Source organism: Flavobacterium sp. UBA7680 (genome assembly GCF_002482975.1).
Taxonomy (GTDB): domain Bacteria; phylum Bacteroidota; class Bacteroidia; order Flavobacteriales; family Flavobacteriaceae; genus Flavobacterium.
This window is the reverse complement of the sequence record NZ_DLHA01000058.1, coordinates 90,236-111,085: the sequence shown is the minus strand read 5'-3', so window position 1 is coordinate 111,085 and position 20,850 is coordinate 90,236. Positions and strand designations below refer to the sequence as shown.

13 protein-coding genes are annotated in these 20,850 nt (G+C 33.1%); 2 read left to right on the top strand and 11 right to left on the bottom strand.

The window, feature by feature from the left end; translation table 11 throughout:
• Positions 1–14 precede the first annotated feature (14 nt).
• Positions 15–671 carry an endonuclease III domain-containing protein gene (locus tag B3C18_RS24090; protein ID WP_056206362.1) on the top strand — a complete coding sequence of 219 codons (657 nt, stop codon included), beginning with the start codon at positions 15–17 and terminating at the stop codon, positions 669–671.
• A 16-nt stretch (positions 672–687) separates the two neighbouring features.
• Here B3C18_RS24090 and B3C18_RS24085 read toward each other — a convergent pair whose 3' ends face one another.
• From B3C18_RS24085 to B3C18_RS24045, 9 genes are all read right to left on the bottom strand, one after another.
• A complete protein-coding gene (locus B3C18_RS24085; RefSeq protein WP_291152853.1) occupies positions 688–1,752 on the bottom strand; it encodes a tetratricopeptide repeat protein in 1,065 nt (354 codons plus the stop codon).
• 632 nt (positions 1,753–2,384) lie between these two features.
• Positions 2,385–2,528, bottom strand: a complete 144-nt coding sequence (locus B3C18_RS24080; protein ID WP_165590706.1) for a hypothetical protein — start codon at positions 2,526–2,528, stop codon at positions 2,385–2,387.
• Positions 2,529–2,578: 50 nt separating this feature from the next.
• On the bottom strand, positions 2,579–3,163 hold the full coding sequence (locus tag B3C18_RS24075) for an RNA polymerase sigma factor (protein ID WP_053473705.1): 585 nt from the start codon (positions 3,161–3,163) through the stop codon (positions 2,579–2,581).
• 312 nt (positions 3,164–3,475) lie between these two features.
• Positions 3,476–4,234, bottom strand: coding sequence for a glycoside hydrolase family 16 protein (locus B3C18_RS24070; RefSeq protein WP_291152848.1), 759 nt, complete (start codon positions 4,232–4,234; stop codon positions 3,476–3,478).
• A 71-nt stretch (positions 4,235–4,305) separates the two neighbouring features.
• Positions 4,306–5,964 carry a glycoside hydrolase family 16 protein gene (locus tag B3C18_RS24065; RefSeq protein WP_291152846.1) on the bottom strand — a complete coding sequence of 553 codons (1,659 nt, stop codon included), beginning with the start codon at positions 5,962–5,964 and terminating at the stop codon, positions 4,306–4,308.
• Between the two features lie 56 nt (positions 5,965–6,020).
• Positions 6,021–7,628 (bottom strand): hypothetical protein, encoded by a 1,608-nt coding sequence (locus tag B3C18_RS24060; RefSeq protein WP_291152844.1) that lies wholly within the window; start codon positions 7,626–7,628, stop codon positions 6,021–6,023.
• Positions 7,629–7,640: 12 nt separating this feature from the next.
• A complete protein-coding gene (locus B3C18_RS24055; RefSeq protein WP_291152841.1) occupies positions 7,641–9,140 on the bottom strand; it encodes a RagB/SusD family nutrient uptake outer membrane protein in 1,500 nt (499 codons plus the stop codon).
• Between the two features lie 11 nt (positions 9,141–9,151).
• Positions 9,152–12,187 carry a SusC/RagA family TonB-linked outer membrane protein gene (locus tag B3C18_RS24050; RefSeq protein ID WP_291152839.1) on the bottom strand — a complete coding sequence of 1,012 codons (3,036 nt, stop codon included), beginning with the start codon at positions 12,185–12,187 and terminating at the stop codon, positions 9,152–9,154.
• A gap of 241 nt (positions 12,188–12,428) precedes the next feature.
• Positions 12,429–15,230: a triple tyrosine motif-containing protein gene (locus tag B3C18_RS24045; protein ID WP_291152837.1), complete on the bottom strand. Its 2,802-nt coding sequence runs from the start codon at positions 15,228–15,230 to the stop codon at positions 12,429–12,431.
• Between the two features lie 593 nt (positions 15,231–15,823).
• Between B3C18_RS24045 and uvrA the strand changes: the two genes are divergently transcribed.
• Positions 15,824–18,619, top strand: coding sequence for an excinuclease ABC subunit UvrA (uvrA, locus tag B3C18_RS24040; protein ID WP_291152834.1), 2,796 nt, complete (start codon positions 15,824–15,826; stop codon positions 18,617–18,619).
• 84 nt (positions 18,620–18,703) lie between these two features.
• Here uvrA and B3C18_RS24035 read toward each other — a convergent pair whose 3' ends face one another.
• Positions 18,704–19,003, bottom strand: a complete 300-nt coding sequence (locus B3C18_RS24035; RefSeq protein WP_044047707.1) for a hypothetical protein — start codon at positions 19,001–19,003, stop codon at positions 18,704–18,706.
• A 325-nt stretch (positions 19,004–19,328) separates the two neighbouring features.
• A complete protein-coding gene (locus B3C18_RS24030; RefSeq protein ID WP_291152829.1) occupies positions 19,329–20,798 on the bottom strand; it encodes an oligosaccharide flippase family protein in 1,470 nt (489 codons plus the stop codon).
• Positions 20,799–20,850: the final 52 nt, after the last annotated feature.

Sequence of the window (20,850 nt, the reverse complement as noted above, 5' to 3'; positions counted from 1 at the left end):
TTAAAATTACGGAAATGAATAAAGAAGCTCGCGTACAATTTGTTATAAATACGTTAAAAGAACTCTACCCTACTATACCTGTCCCGCTTGATCACAAAGACCCATATACTTTATTAATTGCTGTTTTACTTTCGGCACAATGTACCGATGTTCGCGTGAATCAGATTACACCGCTTTTGTTTGCAAAAGCAGATAATCCGTATGATATGGTGAAGATGTCTGTGGAAGAAATTAAGGAAATTATTCGTCCGTGTGGTTTATCACCAATGAAATCAAAGGGAATTCATGGTTTATCTGAAATTTTGATTGAAAAATATAACGGTGAAGTTCCGCAGAGTTTTGAAGCGCTTGAATCTTTGCCTGCTGTTGGGCATAAAACCGCAAGTGTTGTTATGTCTCAGGCTTTTGGAGTTCCGGCTTTTCCCGTTGACACACATATTCACAGACTGATGTACAGATGGAATTTATCGAATGGGAAAAATGTTGTTCAGACTGAAAAGGATGCTAAAAGATTATTTCCGAGAGATACATGGAATGATCTGCATTTACAGATTATTTGGTATGGACGTGAGTATTCGCCTGCAAGAGGCTGGAGTTTAGAAAAAGATATTATTACGAGGACTATTGGTAAAAAGTCTATAATAGAAGAAGCTGCTAAAAAGAAAGTTTAGCAGCTTCTTTTTTATTTTACATACTGCTTTTTAAGGAATTGTATTCATTTGTCATATCAAGTGATCGATATACTCCCAAAAGTGTTTTTGTAGCTTCTGGATTTTTTGGTTCAATAATAAGTGCTTGTTTTAGATACGGAATTGCACTGCGGGCAATATCATCTTTTTTAGCGTTTAGTTTGTCATATTTTTGCATTTCGGATGGTGAAGTTCCTAAAGAAGCTATTTCATCTGCTAAATCTTTTTTGACTTGCAGTTTCAAATACGCCATATTTATATAGGCATCCAGGTAATTAGGGTTAAGTTCCAAGACATAATTATAAGCTGCTTCGGCTTTAGGATAATCTTTTTTCTCCAAATAAGCGTAAGCTAAATTACTATTAACCTCTATTTTTTTTGAAGGAACTAACTCGTTTCTTGGTCTTTCATAAAACCCTTGTTCTATAGCTGATTCTCTGGCTTTTGTAGAAACAAAAAAATCTTCTTCTTTTGTTTTTTTGTTTGTAGCATAATACATCATTCTCTTTCCGGAAAAATTTATCTTCTTTAAGATTTCATAATATTTTACTGCCGACTCGTAATCCTTAGCATTTATAGAAGATGCTGCAGCGTTATATAAGTTCAATGTGTCTTTTTTATCAAACAAATAAACTTTATAACTTTTCTCTGCACTTTCTTTGAATTTTCCAGCATTAAAATCGGTCATTGCACCATTAACAAGAGTAGATTTCATAGCTTTTAAAGCTGCATTTGCTTTAACTGTAAATTTAAACTTTCCTGATTCGTTTTCGTACAAAAACACATCTTGATAGGCCTGTGAGGCAAACGTAAAATTATTAGCTGCATCTATATTTTTTCCAGCTAAATCCTTATATACATTTCCTTTTAAAAAATAATAATCAGATTTAGCTTCATCTGATGCATTAAGGATAAGGTATTCTGTTTTGTTTAAAATTGCCAATGCTTCCTCGCTTTTTCCTTTATCGTATAAAGACTGCGCTTCTTTTATTTGATCATTTTGAGCAAATGCTGCGACATTTATCAATAACAGCATTGATAACATCTTTAGGTTCGTTTTCATATTTCGGTTGGGTTTTGGTTGTTAAAAATAGATTTAGGTTTTTTGAATGAATTTTGCCGCAAAAATGATAGTGGAGAACTTCAACCTGCGGTCATTTGAAAAAATAAGATTTAGAGATCAAAATTGCCATAAGTCTCTAAATTTAATTTCTCAAAAAATCAAACTTCTTAGTAAATAACTAAGGGGTATAACAAACAAAACGAAATAAGGTAGAGTAGTTTTTCTTCATAGGTTTTTGGTTATTGGTTGGACATAATTAGGTGGTTGAAATGTTTTAATACGAAAAATTCTTATGTTTTTATGAAATAATAGTTATTTTTTAACTAAAATAAAATTAATTATTGAATAAAGAAATATTTTAGCTAAAAATATTAAATTTTAACAAAAATATAATTTAAACCAAAATCAAATTTCAGGTTAATTTTAGGTAAAGTGAAGAAACTAAACAGACAATTAGAAAAATTAGTATTGAAAAAAGCACACTAAAATCTATCTTAACTAAGTAAAATTCATGCATTTAAAGCCATAAAAAAACTCACTACCTGTATTTCCATACAAATAGTGAGCTTTTAACCAAAACGACCATTTGGTTTTTCTTTCGAAATAAACATCCGACTAAAGCAGCGGGCTGTTTAATTAGCTATAATCTCAAAATTTTTATCTTCAATTTTCACAACCGTTAGGGCTTGTGAATAACTTAGTAAAAAAGAAATTACTTCTTTTTTAGGTTTCAAATCTTTAGAAGCTAACGCTTTTTTTGAGTAAATTTTCGCCATACTGTGTAAATGTTTTATAATAGTATAACGAGCTAATATTCAAAATAGTATTAGTTGGTTAAAATAATTTGATGTTTGTCAATTATTTTTCTCAAATTCATAAGCGCATAACGCATTCTTCCTAATGCTGTATTGATGCTTACATCTGTTAATTCTGATATTTCTTTGAAACTCATATCCTGATACATTCTCATTACCAATACTTCTTTCTGATCTTCAGGAAGTTCTTCGATTAACCTTTTTAAGTCAACCTCAACCTGATCTACAATCATTCTGCTTTCAACATTTAATGAATCGTCAGACATAATAGAGAAGATTGAAAACTCTTCGGTTTCTCTGTACATTGGCATTTTTTTGGTTTTGCGAAAGTGGTCCACAATTAAGTTATGTGAAATACGCATTACCCAAGGAAGAAATTTACCTTCTTCGTTATAGGAATTACTTTTTAAGGTTTTGATTACTTTAATAAAAGTATCTTGAAAAATATCATTTGAAATATCTCTATCAGCAATCTTAGAATATATAAATCCATATATCTTAGATTCGTGCCTTTTTATTAATGTTGCAAGAGCAGCTTCACTGCCTTCAACATAATTTTTTACTAATAGAGCGTCTGGAATTTGCAGATCAGCCATAATACTACTTTTTTAGTTTTAATAATTTGGAGTAATTTTTCTAAAAAGTAATTTTATTTTATAGGCGTGATCTTTTTTGAGTTATGTTAATTATTGTGACCAAATTTAACAAATATTTATTTTAAAAAGCAAACAAAAACAATAATAATTAACATTAAAACGTTAAGTTTTTTGCTGCAGAGGCTGTTTTTGATAAAAAAAGTTAAAAAAATGCGGTTCAAAACGATTTAAAAAACAAATGTAAATAACTTACAATTAAATATTTAAGCTATTTACACCTGCTTTTTGGGTAAAATTGAATTCTATTTTTTTTTATTGATAAACACGTACATAATCGACGTAATATTTTTGAGGAAGAACAGAATCATCTACTTCAGGACCTCCAAAATTACCTCCAATGGCTAAATTTACGATAATATAAAATGGTTTATCAAAGGGCCATGTGTCTTCATTTTTAACTTCGGGATTGAAGGTATAAACTAAAGTTGAATCAACAAAAAAGGCTATTTTATCTTTATCCCATTCAATTGCATACACATGATAACCTTCTTCAATATTTGGAAATTCGGTTCTTTTTGTATTGATAGTATTTCCATGACTGTCCTGCGTATGAAGGGTCGTATAAACCATATGCGGATCTCTTCCGATGTATTCTAAAATATCAATTTCTCCTGTTTTGGGCCATTTAACCTCATCAATATTAGCTCCTAACATCCAGAAAGCCGGCCATAAACCGTGTCCGATAGGAAGTTTTGCTCTGGCTTCGATTCGGCCGTATTTAAACTGTTTTTTTCCTTTGGTTGTAATTTTTGTCGAAGTATATTTATTTCCTTCTTTTCTGGCTTCAATTACTAAATTTCCATCTTTAAATTCATGGTTTGTTTTAGTATAGATTTGTCTTTCATTGTTTCCGTAACCGCACAAATTTGGGCAGCCGTCTCCAAGTTCGAAATTCCAGACTTTTTCATTTAATTTTTTAGCATTGAAATTTTCTTCCCAGACCAATTTCCTCTTTGTTTCCTGCGCATATGAAAAACTGCAGATTAACAATAGTAAAATTATTTTATTCATAGTATAATTTTAAAATTAAGAAGGCCAGCCGAAGCTGACCTTCTAGAATTACTAATTAATTAACTCATATTCTATTGATAAATTCTCACGTAATCAATCTCCATAGAAGACTGAGTGAAAGCACCATCAATATTACCGCCTAGATTACCTCCCATTGCTACATTTAAAATCAAGAAAAAGTCGCTGTTAAAAGGTAATGAACCATCGTTTGGAACTGAATGAAGTAAATCATCGTCTACATAAGTTTTTACCGATGTAGGGCTCCATACTAATTTATAAACATGAAATTCTGTTGAAACGTTGGTGTATGTTTTTGATGCTGTATTACCATTTCCACCTGAATGTCCAGGATAATGAAGCGTACTCAAAATTACATTTTGATTGTTACCCACATGTTCCATAATGTCTATTTCTCCACAGGCCGGCCAAGGTTTAGAAGCATAGTTCTGCCCAAGCATCCAGATTGCAGGCCATGTTCCTGCTCCGCTTGGAAGTTTAGCTTTAACCTCAACTTTTCCGTATGTAAAAGCAAATTTAGCATCTGATTTTAATCTGGCTGATGAATAATCTGCACCGCCAGAAGCTTCTTTTTTAGCTGTAATAACCAAATTACCTCCTTGTACTTTTACGTTTGTTGCTGCGTTGGTATAATTTTGTTTTTCATTATTTCCCCAGCCGTTATCTCCTCTTCCTAAATCATAATTCCATTTTGTCGCATCTGGCGCTCCATCTGTATTGAACTCATCTGACCAAACCAGATTTGTATAATCTGTCGTTGGATTTTGAGTTGGTTTTGTAGTAGTAAAAATATGATACCATGCTAATGCAGGGTTTCCTCCCATTACTGCTCTTACTACCATTCTGTTTGCTGTGATTGACAAGATTTCATAAGAACTTTGACCAATATAGTACCCCATAAATCCACCATCAGAGAAGTTCAGCATTGTTCCTCTTGTTTGTGTTGCATGGTTTGGATTTTTGGTAACTACAGATTCTGATGGACTTAATGAAACAGTTTTAACGCCGCTTGTATTATAAGTTAAACAAGCATCGTCTGGTCCGCTTCCTCCTCCTACGCTTGCAAAAGCTGCGTTAAAGAATGTTGCTCCACCGTTGTTTAATTCAAATTTCAATTGATCTCCATCTTTTGAGAAAGTCAATTCGTTTTCGTATAAACAGCTGCTTGCCGGCGATGCTGCTTTTTCAAACGGTCCTGCCATATAGTAGTTTGCATAATAGTTTTTAGTTGCATCGCCATCGTTTTGACCAACTCCTAAATGTCCTGCTTCTGAAGCTGACCAATACCATTTTTTAGATGAGCCACCTGTTAAGAACGCTACAGCTTCATCATCACTAAAGTTACTTAACACCGTAACATCAAGTGTTGTGTTTGATGCTACACCGCCTCTTCCGTTTGCAATTACTGTTATAGTATAGATATTTACTCCTGTTTTTGTGAAACGTTTTGTAAAAATACCGCTTGGCGAAGTTTCAGATGTTCCATCGCTAAAAACATATTTAAATGAAACAGCATTATCTGCTTTTGCAGTCAATTTTACCGTTCCTGATCCGTCTCCGTTTGGAGCATCAGTAGTTTTTCCTATAATTTCAGCTGTTACCTGAATATTAGAGGGCGCCGCCAAATCGCCAAAAGCAAAATCATCTTTTTGACAACTTATTGCTAACAGCAGAGCAAAAAGTAATACGAAGTATTTATTATATTTTTTCATTTTGTTATTTTTTATAAAATGTAAATTCATTTTAATCGATTAATAAGGTTCATTTTTTATTTATGAAAATAAACGTTATCAATATATATGGTATGACTTCCGGTTGGTGTTCCAGAATAAATAAGCTGTGCAATATGAGCTCTGGTTGTTAATCCTGTAAAATCACTTAAAGGAATATCCAGACTTACCCATTGTCCTTGTGCCGGAGCGGTAAACTTCAGTTCGTGTTCTTTATCATCTCCTCCTCCATTGTAAACTCCATTGGCCCCAAAATCAACTAATTTGATTCTGAATTCTGTAAAATCTGAAGACCAAACATCTACATGGAAATGTGTCATTCCGGTTGCATCAATTGTTGTAACTGGTTCGATACCCACAAAATTTAAATCTGAGTATTTTTTAACTGCATTTCCTGCAACAGCTGTTTCTTCTAATGTTGCTGCTGACCAGTCTGTACGCCATGTTTGAATGGCAATATTTGAATACGCATCACTAAATAATGAAATAACATCTGAAGCTGGCTTTGTTGGTGTTGGTGCTGCTGTACTTAATGTTTCGACGTCTTTGTAGAAATAAATATTATCGATAAATACAGTTCCTCCAGCCCAAGGAGTTCCCACAAATTTCAATTGGAAAATATCGGCTACCGTTAATCCCTGACTTGTAAATGCCGAGATTGGAATATCAATACTTGTCCATTGATTTGCTGTAAGATCTTTTACAACTGGTTTTTCACCATTTGTTTTACTAATTAATGAAGTTTCGATTTTTTGTAAATCTGCTGTCCAAACATCCATGTGAATATAATCCATACCAGAAACATCAACTGTAACATTATCTGCTAAAGCAATTCCCTGGTAGCTTAATTTGATGTAGTTCAACATTTTGTCTCCGTTTAAATCAAATTCTGTCCAGCTGCTTCCTTGTCCTGCTTGTCCCCAATCCGGGAAATAGTTTGTTCCGGCAACATTAGTGTATTTAGAACCGTAAATAGAAATTACATTTCCGGCTGCTCTGTTTGGAGGCGTTGGTGCCGAAGTTGTTGGATTAAGAACTAATTTTGCTTCAAATTCCTGAGATTTTTCAGTTGTTTTAATTGCAGCACTTTTTGAAACCACACGAATTGTGTAAACTCCAGCCGCTTGGTACGTATATGAAACTGATTCTCCGTTATTAGCCGAAATTGGATCTGGTTTTCCTGCTTCTCCAAAATAAACATCGTAAAACAATGCAAAATCTGCTGTTGCTTTTACGGTTACTTTTTTAGAAACTGATAAATCGTTTGTTATTACCACTACTAAATTTTCAGGAGCTCTAAACGAAACTAAAACTTCTTGTGTTACTTCGGTTTTTTTTCCTGTAATTCCCATTGCAATAATTTTGCTTTGGTAAGTTCCTTCTTTATATACGTGCGTTACGGTTCCTCCAGAAGGAAAATAATCAGATTCTGGCGATCCGTCTCCGTAATTTATTTTGTATTGTGTTACTCCTTCTCCTTTTGGTAAAAAAGTTACTTTACCGGAGTTATCCTGAGTTACAGTGGTCAAAGCAGATATGTTTGCAGGTGCACTAACACCTTCTAAATCAACATTGCTGTCATCGCTTGAACAGCTAAAAAATAGCGCTAAAACGACAAGACTTAATATATAATGTAATTTTTTCATAATAGTATTTTTTTAATATCCAGGATTTTGCGACCAGTTACCGTTTGCGAATTGAATTTCTTCTATAGGAAGCGGAAATAATTCGTTTTTGTTTGCTGAAAATCCAGGGATTGTTCCAACAGCTTTACCAGTTCTTACTAAATCAAAGAAACGATGTCCTTCTCCAAAAAGTTCTACTCTTCTTTCTGCCCAGATAAAATCTGTAAGAGCAGCTCCAGAAGCCGTTACGTTATGGTTATTATCTCCAAATGCACGCGCTCTAACAAGATTTAAATATGTTCTTGCTTTTCCGTCATCAATTCCACCTCTGTTGTAAGCTTCTGCAGCCATTAAAAGAACGTCTGCATAACGAATTGATCTGTAATTATTTGGATTTGTTAAATTCAAATCTCCTTGTGCATTTGAGCTTCTTTTTCTTGGAATATATTTTCTGTTGAAGAAACCTGTATCTTCATTTCCTTTTCCGTAGCTAACTCCTTTTCCTCCATCATAATTAGAATTTGCAGCAGCAAAAGCAGCGATGTCTAAAATAGCTACATCTTTACGTCTGTCTCCTACTTCAAAAGCATCTGCACCTTCCTGAGTTGGTACATTAAAACTAAATCCTGAAGAGAAAAGTGGTCCTGAAAAATTTCTAACACCGCTAAAACCTACAGCTACGTTACCTTCACTACATTGTAAACATCCAAATCCTGCACCTTCAATATCTGTATATTGTACTTCAAAAACAGATTCTGCTCCGTTTTCTCCGTCCATTTCAAATATTGAATTATAATCTGTTACTAAAGAATATTTTCCTGAAGTAATTACAGATTCAAGTACCGTTGCTGCCTGCGTAAATTTATTTTGATATAAATAAGCTTTTCCTAATAAAGCCTGAGCAGCAGTTTTAGTGGCACGCCCTTTTTGAGAAGCATTTGGCGCTAAATTAGCCGATGCGAAAATTAAATCAGCTTCAATCGAAGCATACACTTCCTGAACTGATGAACGCGGTATCTTTTTTTCATCTCCAAGTTTAAATCTCGCATCGCCTTTCATTGGTATACCGCCAAACCATTTTACTAATTCAAACTGGTAATATGCTCTAAGAAAACGCGCTTCGGCAATAACTTGGGTTTTCTCCGGAAAATCTGTTTTATCTTGAAATTCAAGAATATAATTAGCTCTTTGAACTCCTGCAAACATCCAGTTCCAGATATCTCTTAAGTTGCTATTTACCGGAGTATGAATCATATCATCTATTTGCTGAAACCCGATAACATCTGTTGGGCTTTCTCCTCCTGCTAATGTATTATCTGAAGCAATTTCTCCTAATAAAACATTTACATAAGAAGCCTGAAGCAAATCGTAAGCAGCAACCAAAGCCTGATCGTAATCTGATTTTGAATTAAAATAGTTTTCAGAATCGATAGAATATTCTGGTTTAGGGTCTACAAACTCATCCGAACAAGAAATACACAAGGTCGAAAACAGAGTAAGAGATATAACGGTTGTAAATAAATATTTTTTCATTTTAATTGAAATTAAAAATTAATGTTTAAACCCATTAAATAGGTTCTTGGAGTAGGATAAAATCCATAATCAATTCCACCTCCAATTGGCGCACCATTTGAAGCTCCCGGATCGTAACCTTGGTATTTAGTAAATGTGTATAAATTATTTACTCCTGCATAAAGTCTTAATTTTGTGATTCCTACTTTTTGAGCAACACTTGGATTAAGAGAATATCCTAACTGAACATTCTGAATTCTAAGGTATGAAGCGTCTTCTACAAAATAATTAGAAAAAACATTGTTTGATGTTGCACCGGTTGTAACTCTTGGTGTTGAATTTGTAGATCCTTCACCGGTCCATCTGTCTAAAACATAATCTATACGATTTGCATCAGAAAGTGTTCTTTCGTAGTTACGAACCATATCATTTCCTACAGATGCAAAAGTGTAAACTGCAAAATCAACGTTTTTATAGTTTAATTGAAGATTGAATCCCATTGTTGCAGCAGGAATTGGATCACCAATATTGGTTTTATCTTTTGTATCAATTACACCGTCTCCATTTACATCAACAAAGCGAAGATCTCCTGGCGCTGCATTCGCTCCTAAAGCTAATTGTGATGGGTGGGCATCAACTTCTGCTTGATTTTGAAAAATACCATCGGTTTTATATCCATAGAAATATCCCATTGGTTTTCCTATTTCCATTCGTGCAGGTGCAGGTTGTCCAACACCAAATCCTCCAGCTTCTAAAAAGCCAGTTCCGTTATTTACTTCCAGAACTTTATTTTTAATAAACGTAACGTTATAAGCTACATTCATTGAAAAAGAATCTGAGAAATTTTCTTTATAATCGATAGCAAATTCGAAACCTGAATTTTTTACTGATCCTGCGTTTATAGTTGGAGCACCAGAGCCCGGAGCACCTGTACCATTAATACCTGAAACAGGAATATCTCCAATTAATAAATCTTTTCTTGTATCACTAAAATAATCTGCTACAATAGAAACCTTGTCGTTTAATATTCTCATATCCAAACCAATGTCAAGCTTTCTAGCTTCTTCCCATTTTACATCTGGATTTGGAACAGCTCCGGTGGCTACACCGTTTACAAGAGCGCCATCAAAAACATAAGTTGCTTCTCCGCTCAAAGTACCTAAATATCTATAATTTCCAATTTGATCATTTCCTAATGTTCCGTAGCTTCCTCTTAATTTCAAGAAATTAATGAATTTAGGAGTTCCAAAGAAATCTTCTTTAGAAACAATCCATCCTCCTGTAACAGATGGAAAATAACCCACTTTATTCCCTGGTCCAAATTTGGTAGAAGCATCACGTCTAATCATTCCAGATAATAAGTATTTCTCTTTATAATCATACTGCAGCCTTGCAAAATAAGATAATCTGCGCTGATCATAAACATAAGAGCTGTTTGTTAAAGTTGCAGAAACTCCTTTTGTTAAAGAAATATCGGCAAATTCCCAAGAATTATTAGGCACATCAAAACCAGTGGCAGAAAGTCCGTTACCCCATTCTTTAAAAATAGTTGTACCTACAGTTCCGGTAATATTATGTGCATCTGCAATTTTTGTATTATAAGTTCCAAAAAGGTCAAATGAATAATTGTTATCATTTACAGCACCTTGAGTTACAGAGCTTCTTTGTACGTCAAAAACTTTTCCTCCATAACTTATTTGCGGAGCAAATGTTTTTGATTCGCTGTTTGAAGTATTAAAACCAATTGAACTCGTCAATGTAAATCCTTTAAAGATTTTATAATCAAATCCAAAATTCCCGTTTAATTTTTTATAATTATAATCGTTGTACGTATTTGCAATTTGTGCAAGGGGATTAATAATTTCATTACCCAATCCTGTTGTATTTGGCACAAGAGTAAAATTGCCGTTTGCATCTTTAGGAGTCAATGTTGCAGGAACATTTAGTGCATTAAACAATACAGAGCCAAGACCGTTTTCATTTAATGTTTTTCTGGTAAAATAAGTATATATAACATTAGTCCTAAGTTTAATTTTACTACTAAGATCTGCTCCTAAAGCAAGTCTTGCCGTATTTTTTAAGAAACCAGATTTGTCGCCTCCCACGATTCCTTCCTGATCTAAATGCGATCCACTAATAGAATACGTGATTTTATCTGAACCTCCTGAAATACTCAAATCATTATTGACAATTGGAGCCATTTGAAAAACTTCATCCTGCCAGTCAGTACCTTTTCCTAATCCGCTTACATTTGGATAAGGAAGCGGTTTACCTCCGTTAGCATAACTTTCGTTTAATAAAAGTGCATATTCCGTAGCATTTAAAGTTGGAAGTTTTCTTGATGTTTCCTGAAATCCAACAGAGCTATTAAAAGATACTTTTGTTTGAGTATTCTTTTTACCTGTTTTAGTTGTAATTAAAATAATTCCATTTGCCCCAATTGTTCCATAAATTGCCGCTTGAGCATCTTTTAAAACTGTTATGGATTCAATATCATTAGGATTTAACAGACCAAAATCTCCAACATATCCATCAATAATAGCAGTTGGCGCATTTTGCCCGTTTGTAGCAATACCACGAATACGAATATCCAATGGTGCTCCTGGTGCTCCAGATTGAGTTGTTACATTCACACCTGTAACGGTACCTTGCAGAGCTTGTTCGATTCTCGTTGGTCGAATAAGATCAATCGTTTTACTGTCTATTACAGAAACTGATCCTGTAACCTCTCTCTTCTTTTGAGTACCATAACCAATGACAACTACTTCGTCAAGTGATCTTGCATCCTCAATTAATTTTACAGTTATTTTAGTTCCAGAAACTGCAACTTCTTGCGTTTTGTAACCTATATAACTGAAAATAACTAAAGATCCTTTTGGAACTCCGGTTAATTTAAAAGATCCGTCAAAATCAGTGGTTGTGCTTTGAGACGAACTTTTAACTTTTACATTAACGCCAGGCAATGATAAACCTGAGCCATCTACTACCGTTCCGGTTACATCAATAGATTGCGCAAACGCAAATGATGTACACAGTGATAGTACAATTAGTAATAATTTAGATTTCATAATTAGTTAGTTTTTATTGAAAGTTAAATTTATCTGTTCCCTTTATGAAAACGATAAAATTAACCTCAACAAAAAACATACATCATAAAAAAATCTAGTCTTAATTCAGGATATCACAAAATAAACCGCTGTATAACTATAATTTGTGAATGTTAATTTCTTTAACATTTGCACTGCAATTTCCCAACAAAAGCATAATGTTGTGGTAATGTATAGTTTTTTTAAGCCGATTTTAGAATTCCTATACAGCCAAAATATATTCAACTAAACCGATTTCGTGCTGCAAATCCATTTTCTTACGCAAACGATACCTTTTTATTTCAACACTTCGAACCGAAATATTAAACATTGGAGCTATTTCTTTTGAAGAAAGATTCAATCGAAGATAAGCACATAAACGAAGATCATTTGGTGTTAAGGCTGGATGCATCAGTTTTATCCTTTTTAGGAAATCTTTATCGGCACTATCAAAAGCTTCTTTAAAAATTTTCCAGGAATCTTCCTCTGTAATATTTTTGTTAATAGTACTAATTACAGATTTGATATTAGAACTATCATTTTGAGACGTTTTCTTCAAATCTTCTTTAATAAAAGCCAGCAATTCATTTTTACTGTTTAAACTCATTGTCGAAACCGCCAGTTCACGGTTTTTATTATCAACGTCCTGCGAAAGCTGCTCGTTTCGAAGTTTCATTAACTGCTGTTCGTTTTCAAGCTCCTGAATCTCCAGTAAAAGATTATTCTCTTCTATAAGCTTTTCTTTCTGCTTTTGATAATAATTTCGATACGCTTTATTGATAAAGTACGCCATTGCCAAAATCAGAAGAAAATAAACAAAACAAGCTAAATTGGTCAAATACCAAGGTTTTAAAACCACAAATGTATAGACAGCCGTATTCTGCAAAATTGTATTGGCATATTTTGCCCTAACTCTAAAAGTGTATTTTCCCGGCGAAAGGTTTTTAAAATTTACTGTCGCCTTTGTACTCCACTCGCTCCAGTCATCCTGAAAACCTTCTAATAAATATTGGTATTCAGAGTTGATGTACTTATTGTATTCTGGAACGGTGTAATTAAGCGTAATGTTATTTTCATCAGAATCAAAACTACCTTCACTTTGAATGCCAACATTTTTAAACGTTTCGTTTTGTTTGTTTATCAATATATCGGTAATAAAAACATCATAGTTTTTAAAACTCAAATCGTCAATATTTAAGGTATAATAACCGTCTGTTGTACCGATTAAATAGGTTGATTTTGAAATTTGAGTAATATTTTCATAACCCAGCATCGAATTAGTTAAAGAAGACGGAATAGGAATTATATTCTGCTTTAATTGATTACTCAATTTACTGGCAGAGAAATAATGAATGTAGTTTTTAGAAAACAACCAGATTTTATTCGAATGGTCTACAATTAATTTACCCGATGTATATTCGTCTTTTTCAAAAATCGAACTTAAAACGGTATCTTTCTCGAACTGTCTTGTTTTAGGATTTAATTTAAAAATCCCACCTTTGTAAGCATAATAAATTGAATTATTAAAAGTCGTTAAACTCGCATTTATTCCTTTTTGCGGAGACTTGTAAGTATAAAAATCATGCGTTTGCAAAAGAGATTTCCCAAGTTTTAATCTAAAAATCCCTTTGTATTCATGACTTATGTAAACATCCAGATTCTTTGTTATTTCAAAATATCGCGATGAATAATCAAAACCCTGAATTTTGTTTTTAAAAATCCACTGATTATTTACTTTCTCTAAAACCGAAAGTCCGTAATAATTTCCCTGAATTAATTGGTTTTTATTTGTTGGAGAAGGTTCAAACTTCCAGGTTCCAGATCCCGAAAAGATACTTCTTGCCGAATCGTTTGTAATTATAAAAGTTCCCGAATCATGTCCGCAAAAAAGCATATTATCATACGTAAACAAAGACCAAACCTGACCTTTTGTTCCGTTTATAAATTTAAATTCAGCATTACTCTGTGTTGACTTACAAAACAATCCCTGATTTGTTCCAATGTAAAGCATTCCGTTAAAAACTGCCGAGGCATAAACAGTTCCTAAAACGCCCGTATCATCTGTAAAACTGTGTACCGGCGATTGAATATTGATACAGTTAATTCCGTTATCTAATCCAACCCATAAATTTTGGTCTTTATCTTCAAAAAGTGACAAAGCCGTATTATTGCTCAAACCTTTGCTCTGGGTAAGATGATATTTTAATTTTCCATTATTTGATAAAATAAAAACTCCGTTTGAAACCGTTCCTAAAGCAAAACTACCATCCTGAAGACGCTGACTGCTGTATACAAAACTTGATTTTAATTCGGCATCCACATCTGTAACAACTCTGGCTATAGAATTTCCGGTCAGTTTGTAAATTCCGTCGAGCTGTGTTTGAATCAGCAAACCATCATCTGTCGTAAAAACATTCGCAATTGTAAATTTCTTTAGAGTCGGATTATCTGAAACTAATTTTGCTCTTCCGCTTTCAATTTCAAAAAGTCCTTCTTTGATGGTTTGAAAATAAATAGCATTTTTTGCCGAAAACGACTTTATAACCCCATTTTTTGGTGCAATTATATTAAAACTTCTGGTTTTAGTATCGTAAATATAAATTCGGTTTAAGGATTGAAACAGAATCCATTGATCGTATCTTAAGATATTCCAAAACTGTTCATCGTCTAAAATTTTGCTTTTAATTTTATCGCTGAGTGATGTGTATTTTAGTTTACCATTTTCATTTCTGGTCCAATAACCAAAATTCATATAACTGCCTGTATATACTTTATTTCCAATCACTTTTACAGATCGAATAATAGTTTCATTTGGTCCCGGATATAATTGCCAATTCGTTCCGTTATATTCTAAAAGTCCATCGTTATTAGCAAAATACAAATAATTTTCATCGTCCTGCGAAATCATCCAGCTCTGATTTCCAGCTCCGTAAACAGATGAAGAATATTTAACAATTGGCGGAAGTTCCTGCGCAAAAAGCAAGAAATTCATCAAAAACAATAAGGTAGTTAGTTTAGTTTTCAAATTTGGTCAGGATATTAAATAATACTAAAACAGTTCTAAAATAGCACATTTTAGAGTGAAACAATAATTTTTAGTAAAATAAAATCTTTGTAAATAATTCGTGATTTTAACCACATAAAACAATTGATATAATATATTGCGTTCCAGCGGTTGAAACCGCTGGCTATGTTTCAACAATTTCTTAAACATATTCAAATATAGTCCGTGGTTTCAAACACGGGAAACGGATTGCAATGATATACTTTACGTTCCAGCGGTTGAAACCGCTGGCAATGTTTCCTAACAATTCCGCAAACATATTCAAATATAGCCTGTGGTTTCAACCACGTGAAACAGATCGTGATGATATACTTTGCGTCCCAGCGGTTAAAACCGCTGGCTATGTTTTCAAACAATTTCTCAAACATATTCAAAATATAGCCCGTGGTTTCAACCACGGGAAACGGATTGTAATGAGATAAGCTTATATTCCAAATGGTTCAAATACCTTCTTTAATCAAAACCAAACATGGTAATTCTGTTAAGATTTGGAACAATATCCTTAACAAAACTCTATTCAAAATTGATTACTTTTGTAAAAATTGACTTTTTTTATGCAAATTGATCTTTCTACACTCGACCCGAAGCAAAATATTATAATAAAAGGCGCACAAGTACATAATTTAAAAAATGTAGATGTTGCCATTCCGAGAAACAAGCTTGTAGTAATTACAGGGCTTTCAGGATCAGGGAAATCAAGTTTAGCTTTTGATACTTTATATGCCGAAGGACAGCGCCGTTATGTTGAGAGTTTATCATCATACGCACGTCAGTTTTTGGGCCGTTTAGACAAACCGAAAGTAGAATACATAAAAGGAATTGCGCCCGCAATTGCCATTGAGCAGAAAGTAAATACAACAAATGCTCGTTCGACTGTTGGAACTTCTACAGAAATCTACGATTATATTAAACTTTTATTCGCCAGAATTGGAAGAACCTATTCTCCCGTTTCCGGACAGGAAGTCAAAAAAAATACCGTTACAGATGTTGTTTCCGATGTAAAAACACTCGAAATCGACAGCCGCTGGCTCTTGCTTGCTCCTATTCATTTAGAAGAAGGCCGTTTGCTTGAAGACAAACTAAAAGTACTTTTGCAACAAGGTTTTGCCCGTATTTTAGTCGATAACGAAATGGTTCGTTTAGATGAATTTACACCAACAGAACTGCATAAACTGGATAATAAAGACATTTTATTAATCATTGACCGTATTGTAGTTAAGGAAGAGGAAGAATTTTACAATCGTCTTTCTGACGCTGTACAAACTGCTTTTTTTGAAGGAAAAGGAATTTGCTATCTTCAGGAAGTAGGTTCAGAAAAAAGATTTTCTTATTCTAACAATTTCGAATTAGACGGAATTACATTTTTGGAACCAAACGTACATTTGTTCAGTTTTAATAATCCATACGGAGCTTGTCCGGTTTGCGAAGGTTACGGAAATATTATTGGAATTGATACTGATTTGGTTGTGCCAAATACTTCTTTATCTGTTTTTCAAAGTGCCATTTATCCTTGGCGCGGCGAAAGTATGAGCTGGTATAAAGATGAATTGGTAAAACATGCTTATAAGTTCGATTTCCCGATTCATAAACCTTATTTTGAACTTTCAGAAGATCAAAAAGATTTAATTTGGAAAGGAAACCAATACTTTCAGGGTCTGAATGATTTCTTTAGAGAACTTGAAGAAAAAAATTATAAAATACAAAATCGTGTCATGCTTTCGCGTTACCGTGGAAAAACAAAATGTCATGCCTGCCGTGGAAAACGTTTACGCGAAGAAGCTTCATACGTAAAAATCAACGGAAAAACAGTTTCAGATTTAGTTGATCTTCCGATTAGACATTTGGTAACTTTCTTTAAAAACATCGAACTGAATGTTTACGAACAGCAAATTGCCAAACGTTTGATGGTTGAGATCAATAATCGTTTATCATTTTTGACAGAAGTTGGTTTAGATTACCTAACATTAAATCGAAATTCTGCTACACTTTCCGGAGGAGAATCACAGCGTATTAATCTTGCTACTTCATTAGGGAGCAGTTTGGTTGGTTCGATGTATATTCTGGACGAACCAAGTATTGGTCTGCACCCTAAAGATTCGGAACGATTAATTAAAGTTTTGCTTTCTCTTCGTGATTTAGGAAATACTGTTATTGTCGTAGAACACGACGAAGATATTATGAAAGCTGCCGATATGATTATTGATATTGGCCCGGAAGCTGGAACTTTTGGTGGAAATTTGGTTGCGCAGGGAACTTATGCAGAGATTTTAAAATCAGATTCGCTTACTTCTAAATATTTAAATGGTGATTTAGAAATTTCTGTTCCAAAGAAAAGGCGAAAATTCAAAAATCATATTGATATTATTGGTGCGAGAGAAAATAACCTTAAAAACATTAATGTTACTTTTCCTTTGGATGTTTTAACCGTTGTGACTGGAGTTTCAGGAAGTGGAAAAAGTACGCTGATTAAGAAAATTTTATTTCCTGCCATGCAGAAAAAACTGGAAAATGCTGCTGAAAAAGCGGGACAATTCAGTGATATTTCAGGTTCTTTTTCTCAGATCAAACATATTGAATATGTGGACCAAAATCCTATTGGAAGAAGTTCAAGATCAAATCCAGTAACGTATATTAAAGCATATGATGATATTCGTGATTTGTATGCAAAAGAAAAATTATCGAAAATAAGAGGATATCAGGCTAAACATTTTTCTTTTAATGTTGATGGAGGCCGCTGCGAAACTTGTAAAGGAGAAGGCTCTATAAATGTCGAGATGGTCTTTATGGCCGATGTTTCGCTTCCTTGTGAAACCTGCGGTGGAAAACGATTTAAAAAAGAAATTCTCGAAGTGGCTTTTGACAATCAAAACATCAATGATATTTTAACCATGACAATTGATGATGCAATTGCTTTTTTCGAAAAAAATAAGCAGTCTAAAATTACTCAAAAATTACAGCCTCTGCAAGATGTTGGTTTAGGATATGTTCAGTTAGGACAATCGTCTTCTACTCTTTCCGGTGGTGAAGCGCAGCGTATTAAGTTAGCTTCATTTTTAGTAAAAGGCGCCACAAAAGATAAAGCACTGTTTGTTTTTGATGAACCTACAACAGGACTGCATTTTCATGACATTAAAAAATTATTGGCTTCATTTGATGCTTTAATCGAAAAAGGACATTCGATAATTGTAATTGAGCACAATTTAGATTTAATAAAATGCGCCGACTGGATTATTGATTTAGGTCCCGAAGGTGGAGAAAATGGAGGACATTTATTAGCCACAGGAACGCCGGAAGATGTTGTTAAAATAAAAGAATCGGTTACAGGAATTTATTTAAAAGATAAATTATAAACGGAACTATTATAAAAAAGTTAGCCCTAAATTACAATCTTAATGAATGTGATTTAGGGCTAAACTATTTTAGACTGAAATATTTTATGCTACTAAGCATTTTTCTTCAAAAGGAAAGCCATCTTCGTCAATGGCAACTAATACCTTTTTTTGTTTGGAAGCCTCGAATGTTAAATATAGCCAAGCAAATGACCATAATCCGAGGGTTAAACAAAAAATCATGAAATTTAAACTGTGGTTAACTACTTTTCCTCCTTTAGAAAGAACCGCAAAAAGTAATTCATCATTTCTCTCTTCTAGTGTAAATCCATTATGAACTTTGTTCGATATCATATTGGAAAACACCTGTACACTTTGTTCCTGACTTAGCTTATTGCTTTTCATAATCGTTTGTTGGGTTTGTCTGCATGTGATACTTAAATTTAATAATTTTGGATAGCTATTTAATTTAAAAAAAACATTAAGACACCACTTTTACTGGCCTTATGTAAATATTTCTCATAATGTCAATGAAAGAGATGTAATAAAAATCTACATAAAATTAATCGTAATAAATTGAAAAACAAAATAATTTGAACGAATTTTTTAAGATTTCCTTCACATTTTCAAGATGTTATATAAAAAACTAGCTTTTATTTTGGATAATGAAAAAATTGTACCCTTAAATAATTAAGTTCGGAATTCGTTGTTGCAGGAATAATGAAAGTTATTAAATCTTTATTCCAATCTTTCTGAAAATAGTATCAATAACCTTATTAATATCCGGAGAGATATTAAATTTATAATTTAGGTAAACATATAGAATTGTTACCAAAATTGATTTTAAGGCAATGCTGATAAGCTGGTAAAATGGAAATTCCCAAAAATAGAAAACTAGAAACAATACAAACGTAAGCAGCATTGAAGAAAGTGTTTCTTTTGTAAAAGGATATAAATGAAGTTTCTTGACAACAAAAAGAAGCTTAGCTAAACTGTATAATGTGATAGACAATAAAGTAGCAAAAGCTGATCCGAAAATTCCAAAAATGGGAATGAAAATCATATTTAAAACTACTGTCAATACAACCAGCATTAATCCTAAATACAATACCATTCGGTAATATTTAGTATTAAAAATAATCGCATTGTTGTTACCTAAAATCAAATCGAAATATTTTGACAAACCAATCATAAATACGACTGCGATACCTCCGCTGTATTCTTTTGGAACCAATTCATACAATTGATTAATATTTACAAATATGCAAAGCATAACAAAACCACCCACAATCTGCAGATTAATTGAAGTCTTTTTATAAAGATCATTCAATTCGTCATGCTTATTTTCATGCATTAATTTTGCCGTAATTGGATATACGATTTGATGCATCGCACGACTTGGAACTGAAATTACCAAAGCAATATACGTAGCCACCGAATAGAAGGCAATATTTTCAATTTGCATGTATTGATTTAATATCATTTTATCTCCATCTAAAAGCAAATTGGCAACACTTCCAGATAAAATAATATAGAAAGTATATACTAATATATCTTTTGTATTTGCTGGTATCGTAAACTGAAAAGTTGGCTTCTGAATACTAAATGCATATAACATGATTATCAGGAATGCTAAAAAATACAAAATTGCTGTTGCGTACACAAAACCTTCTACGCTAAGCCAATTGTAGTAAACACCTATCAATAGAAATAATGAAAATAATCGCAAACCTACTTCCTTAACAAAGTTTCCAAAAACAGAATGCATATTTACTCGCAGCCAGGCATAAAAAATTTCAAAATAGGCCATACACAATCCTATAAATGGTATTAACCAAATATAACTTTTTACAATCGCATTCTTTTTTGAAACAAAAAATAAAATCTCATCATAAAAAACAAGCCCAATAAGTAAAAGTGGAATTATTAATAGCAGAGGAAATAAAACCGTAAAGGATAAAAAACGGGATTTTTCTTCGTCGGTTTGATATTGTGAATAAAACTTAACCAGAGTGTTTTGCATTCCAATTGCAAATAAAGGCATAATCACATTGGCACAAGACGTCACATAATTAGTTAAACCATAAAAAGTTGCGCCTAAAAAAACAGGATATAAATAGAGTGTATTTATGGCTCCAATTCCAAAGCCAATGTATGTTATTATAGTGTTTTTAAAAGACTGGTTTAAGACAATACCCATTTTTTGATTGCAGAGTTTAGATTGTAGAGTTTAGATTTTTGATTTTCTGCTC

What these genes read in the sequence shown, in the direction of transcription:
- B3C18_RS24090 (WP_056206362.1), top strand. Translation starts at nt 15, where the DNA reads ATGAATAAAGAAGCTCGCGTACAATTTGTTATAAATACGTTAAAAGAA.
- B3C18_RS24085 (WP_291152853.1), bottom strand. Translation starts at nt 1,752, where the DNA reads ATGAAAACGAACCTAAAGATGTTATCAATGCTGTTATTGATAAATGTC.
- B3C18_RS24080 (WP_165590706.1), bottom strand. Translation starts at nt 2,528, where the DNA reads ATGGCGAAAATTTACTCAAAAAAAGCGTTAGCTTCTAAAGATTTGAAA.
- B3C18_RS24075 (WP_053473705.1), bottom strand. Translation starts at nt 3,163, where the DNA reads ATGGCTGATCTGCAAATTCCAGACGCTCTATTAGTAAAAAATTATGTT.
- B3C18_RS24070 (WP_291152848.1), bottom strand. Translation starts at nt 4,234, where the DNA reads ATGAATAAAATAATTTTACTATTGTTAATCTGCAGTTTTTCATATGCG.
- B3C18_RS24065 (WP_291152846.1), bottom strand. Translation starts at nt 5,964, where the DNA reads ATGAAAAAATATAATAAATACTTCGTATTACTTTTTGCTCTGCTGTTA.
- B3C18_RS24060 (WP_291152844.1), bottom strand. Translation starts at nt 7,628, where the DNA reads ATGAAAAAATTACATTATATATTAAGTCTTGTCGTTTTAGCGCTATTT.
- B3C18_RS24055 (WP_291152841.1), bottom strand. Translation starts at nt 9,140, where the DNA reads ATGAAAAAATATTTATTTACAACCGTTATATCTCTTACTCTGTTTTCG.
- B3C18_RS24050 (WP_291152839.1), bottom strand. Translation starts at nt 12,187, where the DNA reads ATGAAATCTAAATTATTACTAATTGTACTATCACTGTGTACATCATTT.
- uvrA (WP_291152834.1), top strand. Translation starts at nt 15,824, where the DNA reads ATGCAAATTGATCTTTCTACACTCGACCCGAAGCAAAATATTATAATA.
- B3C18_RS24035 (WP_044047707.1), bottom strand. Translation starts at nt 19,003, where the DNA reads ATGAAAAGCAATAAGCTAAGTCAGGAACAAAGTGTACAGGTGTTTTCC.
- B3C18_RS24030 (WP_291152829.1), bottom strand. Translation starts at nt 20,798, where the DNA reads ATGGGTATTGTCTTAAACCAGTCTTTTAAAAACACTATAATAACATAC.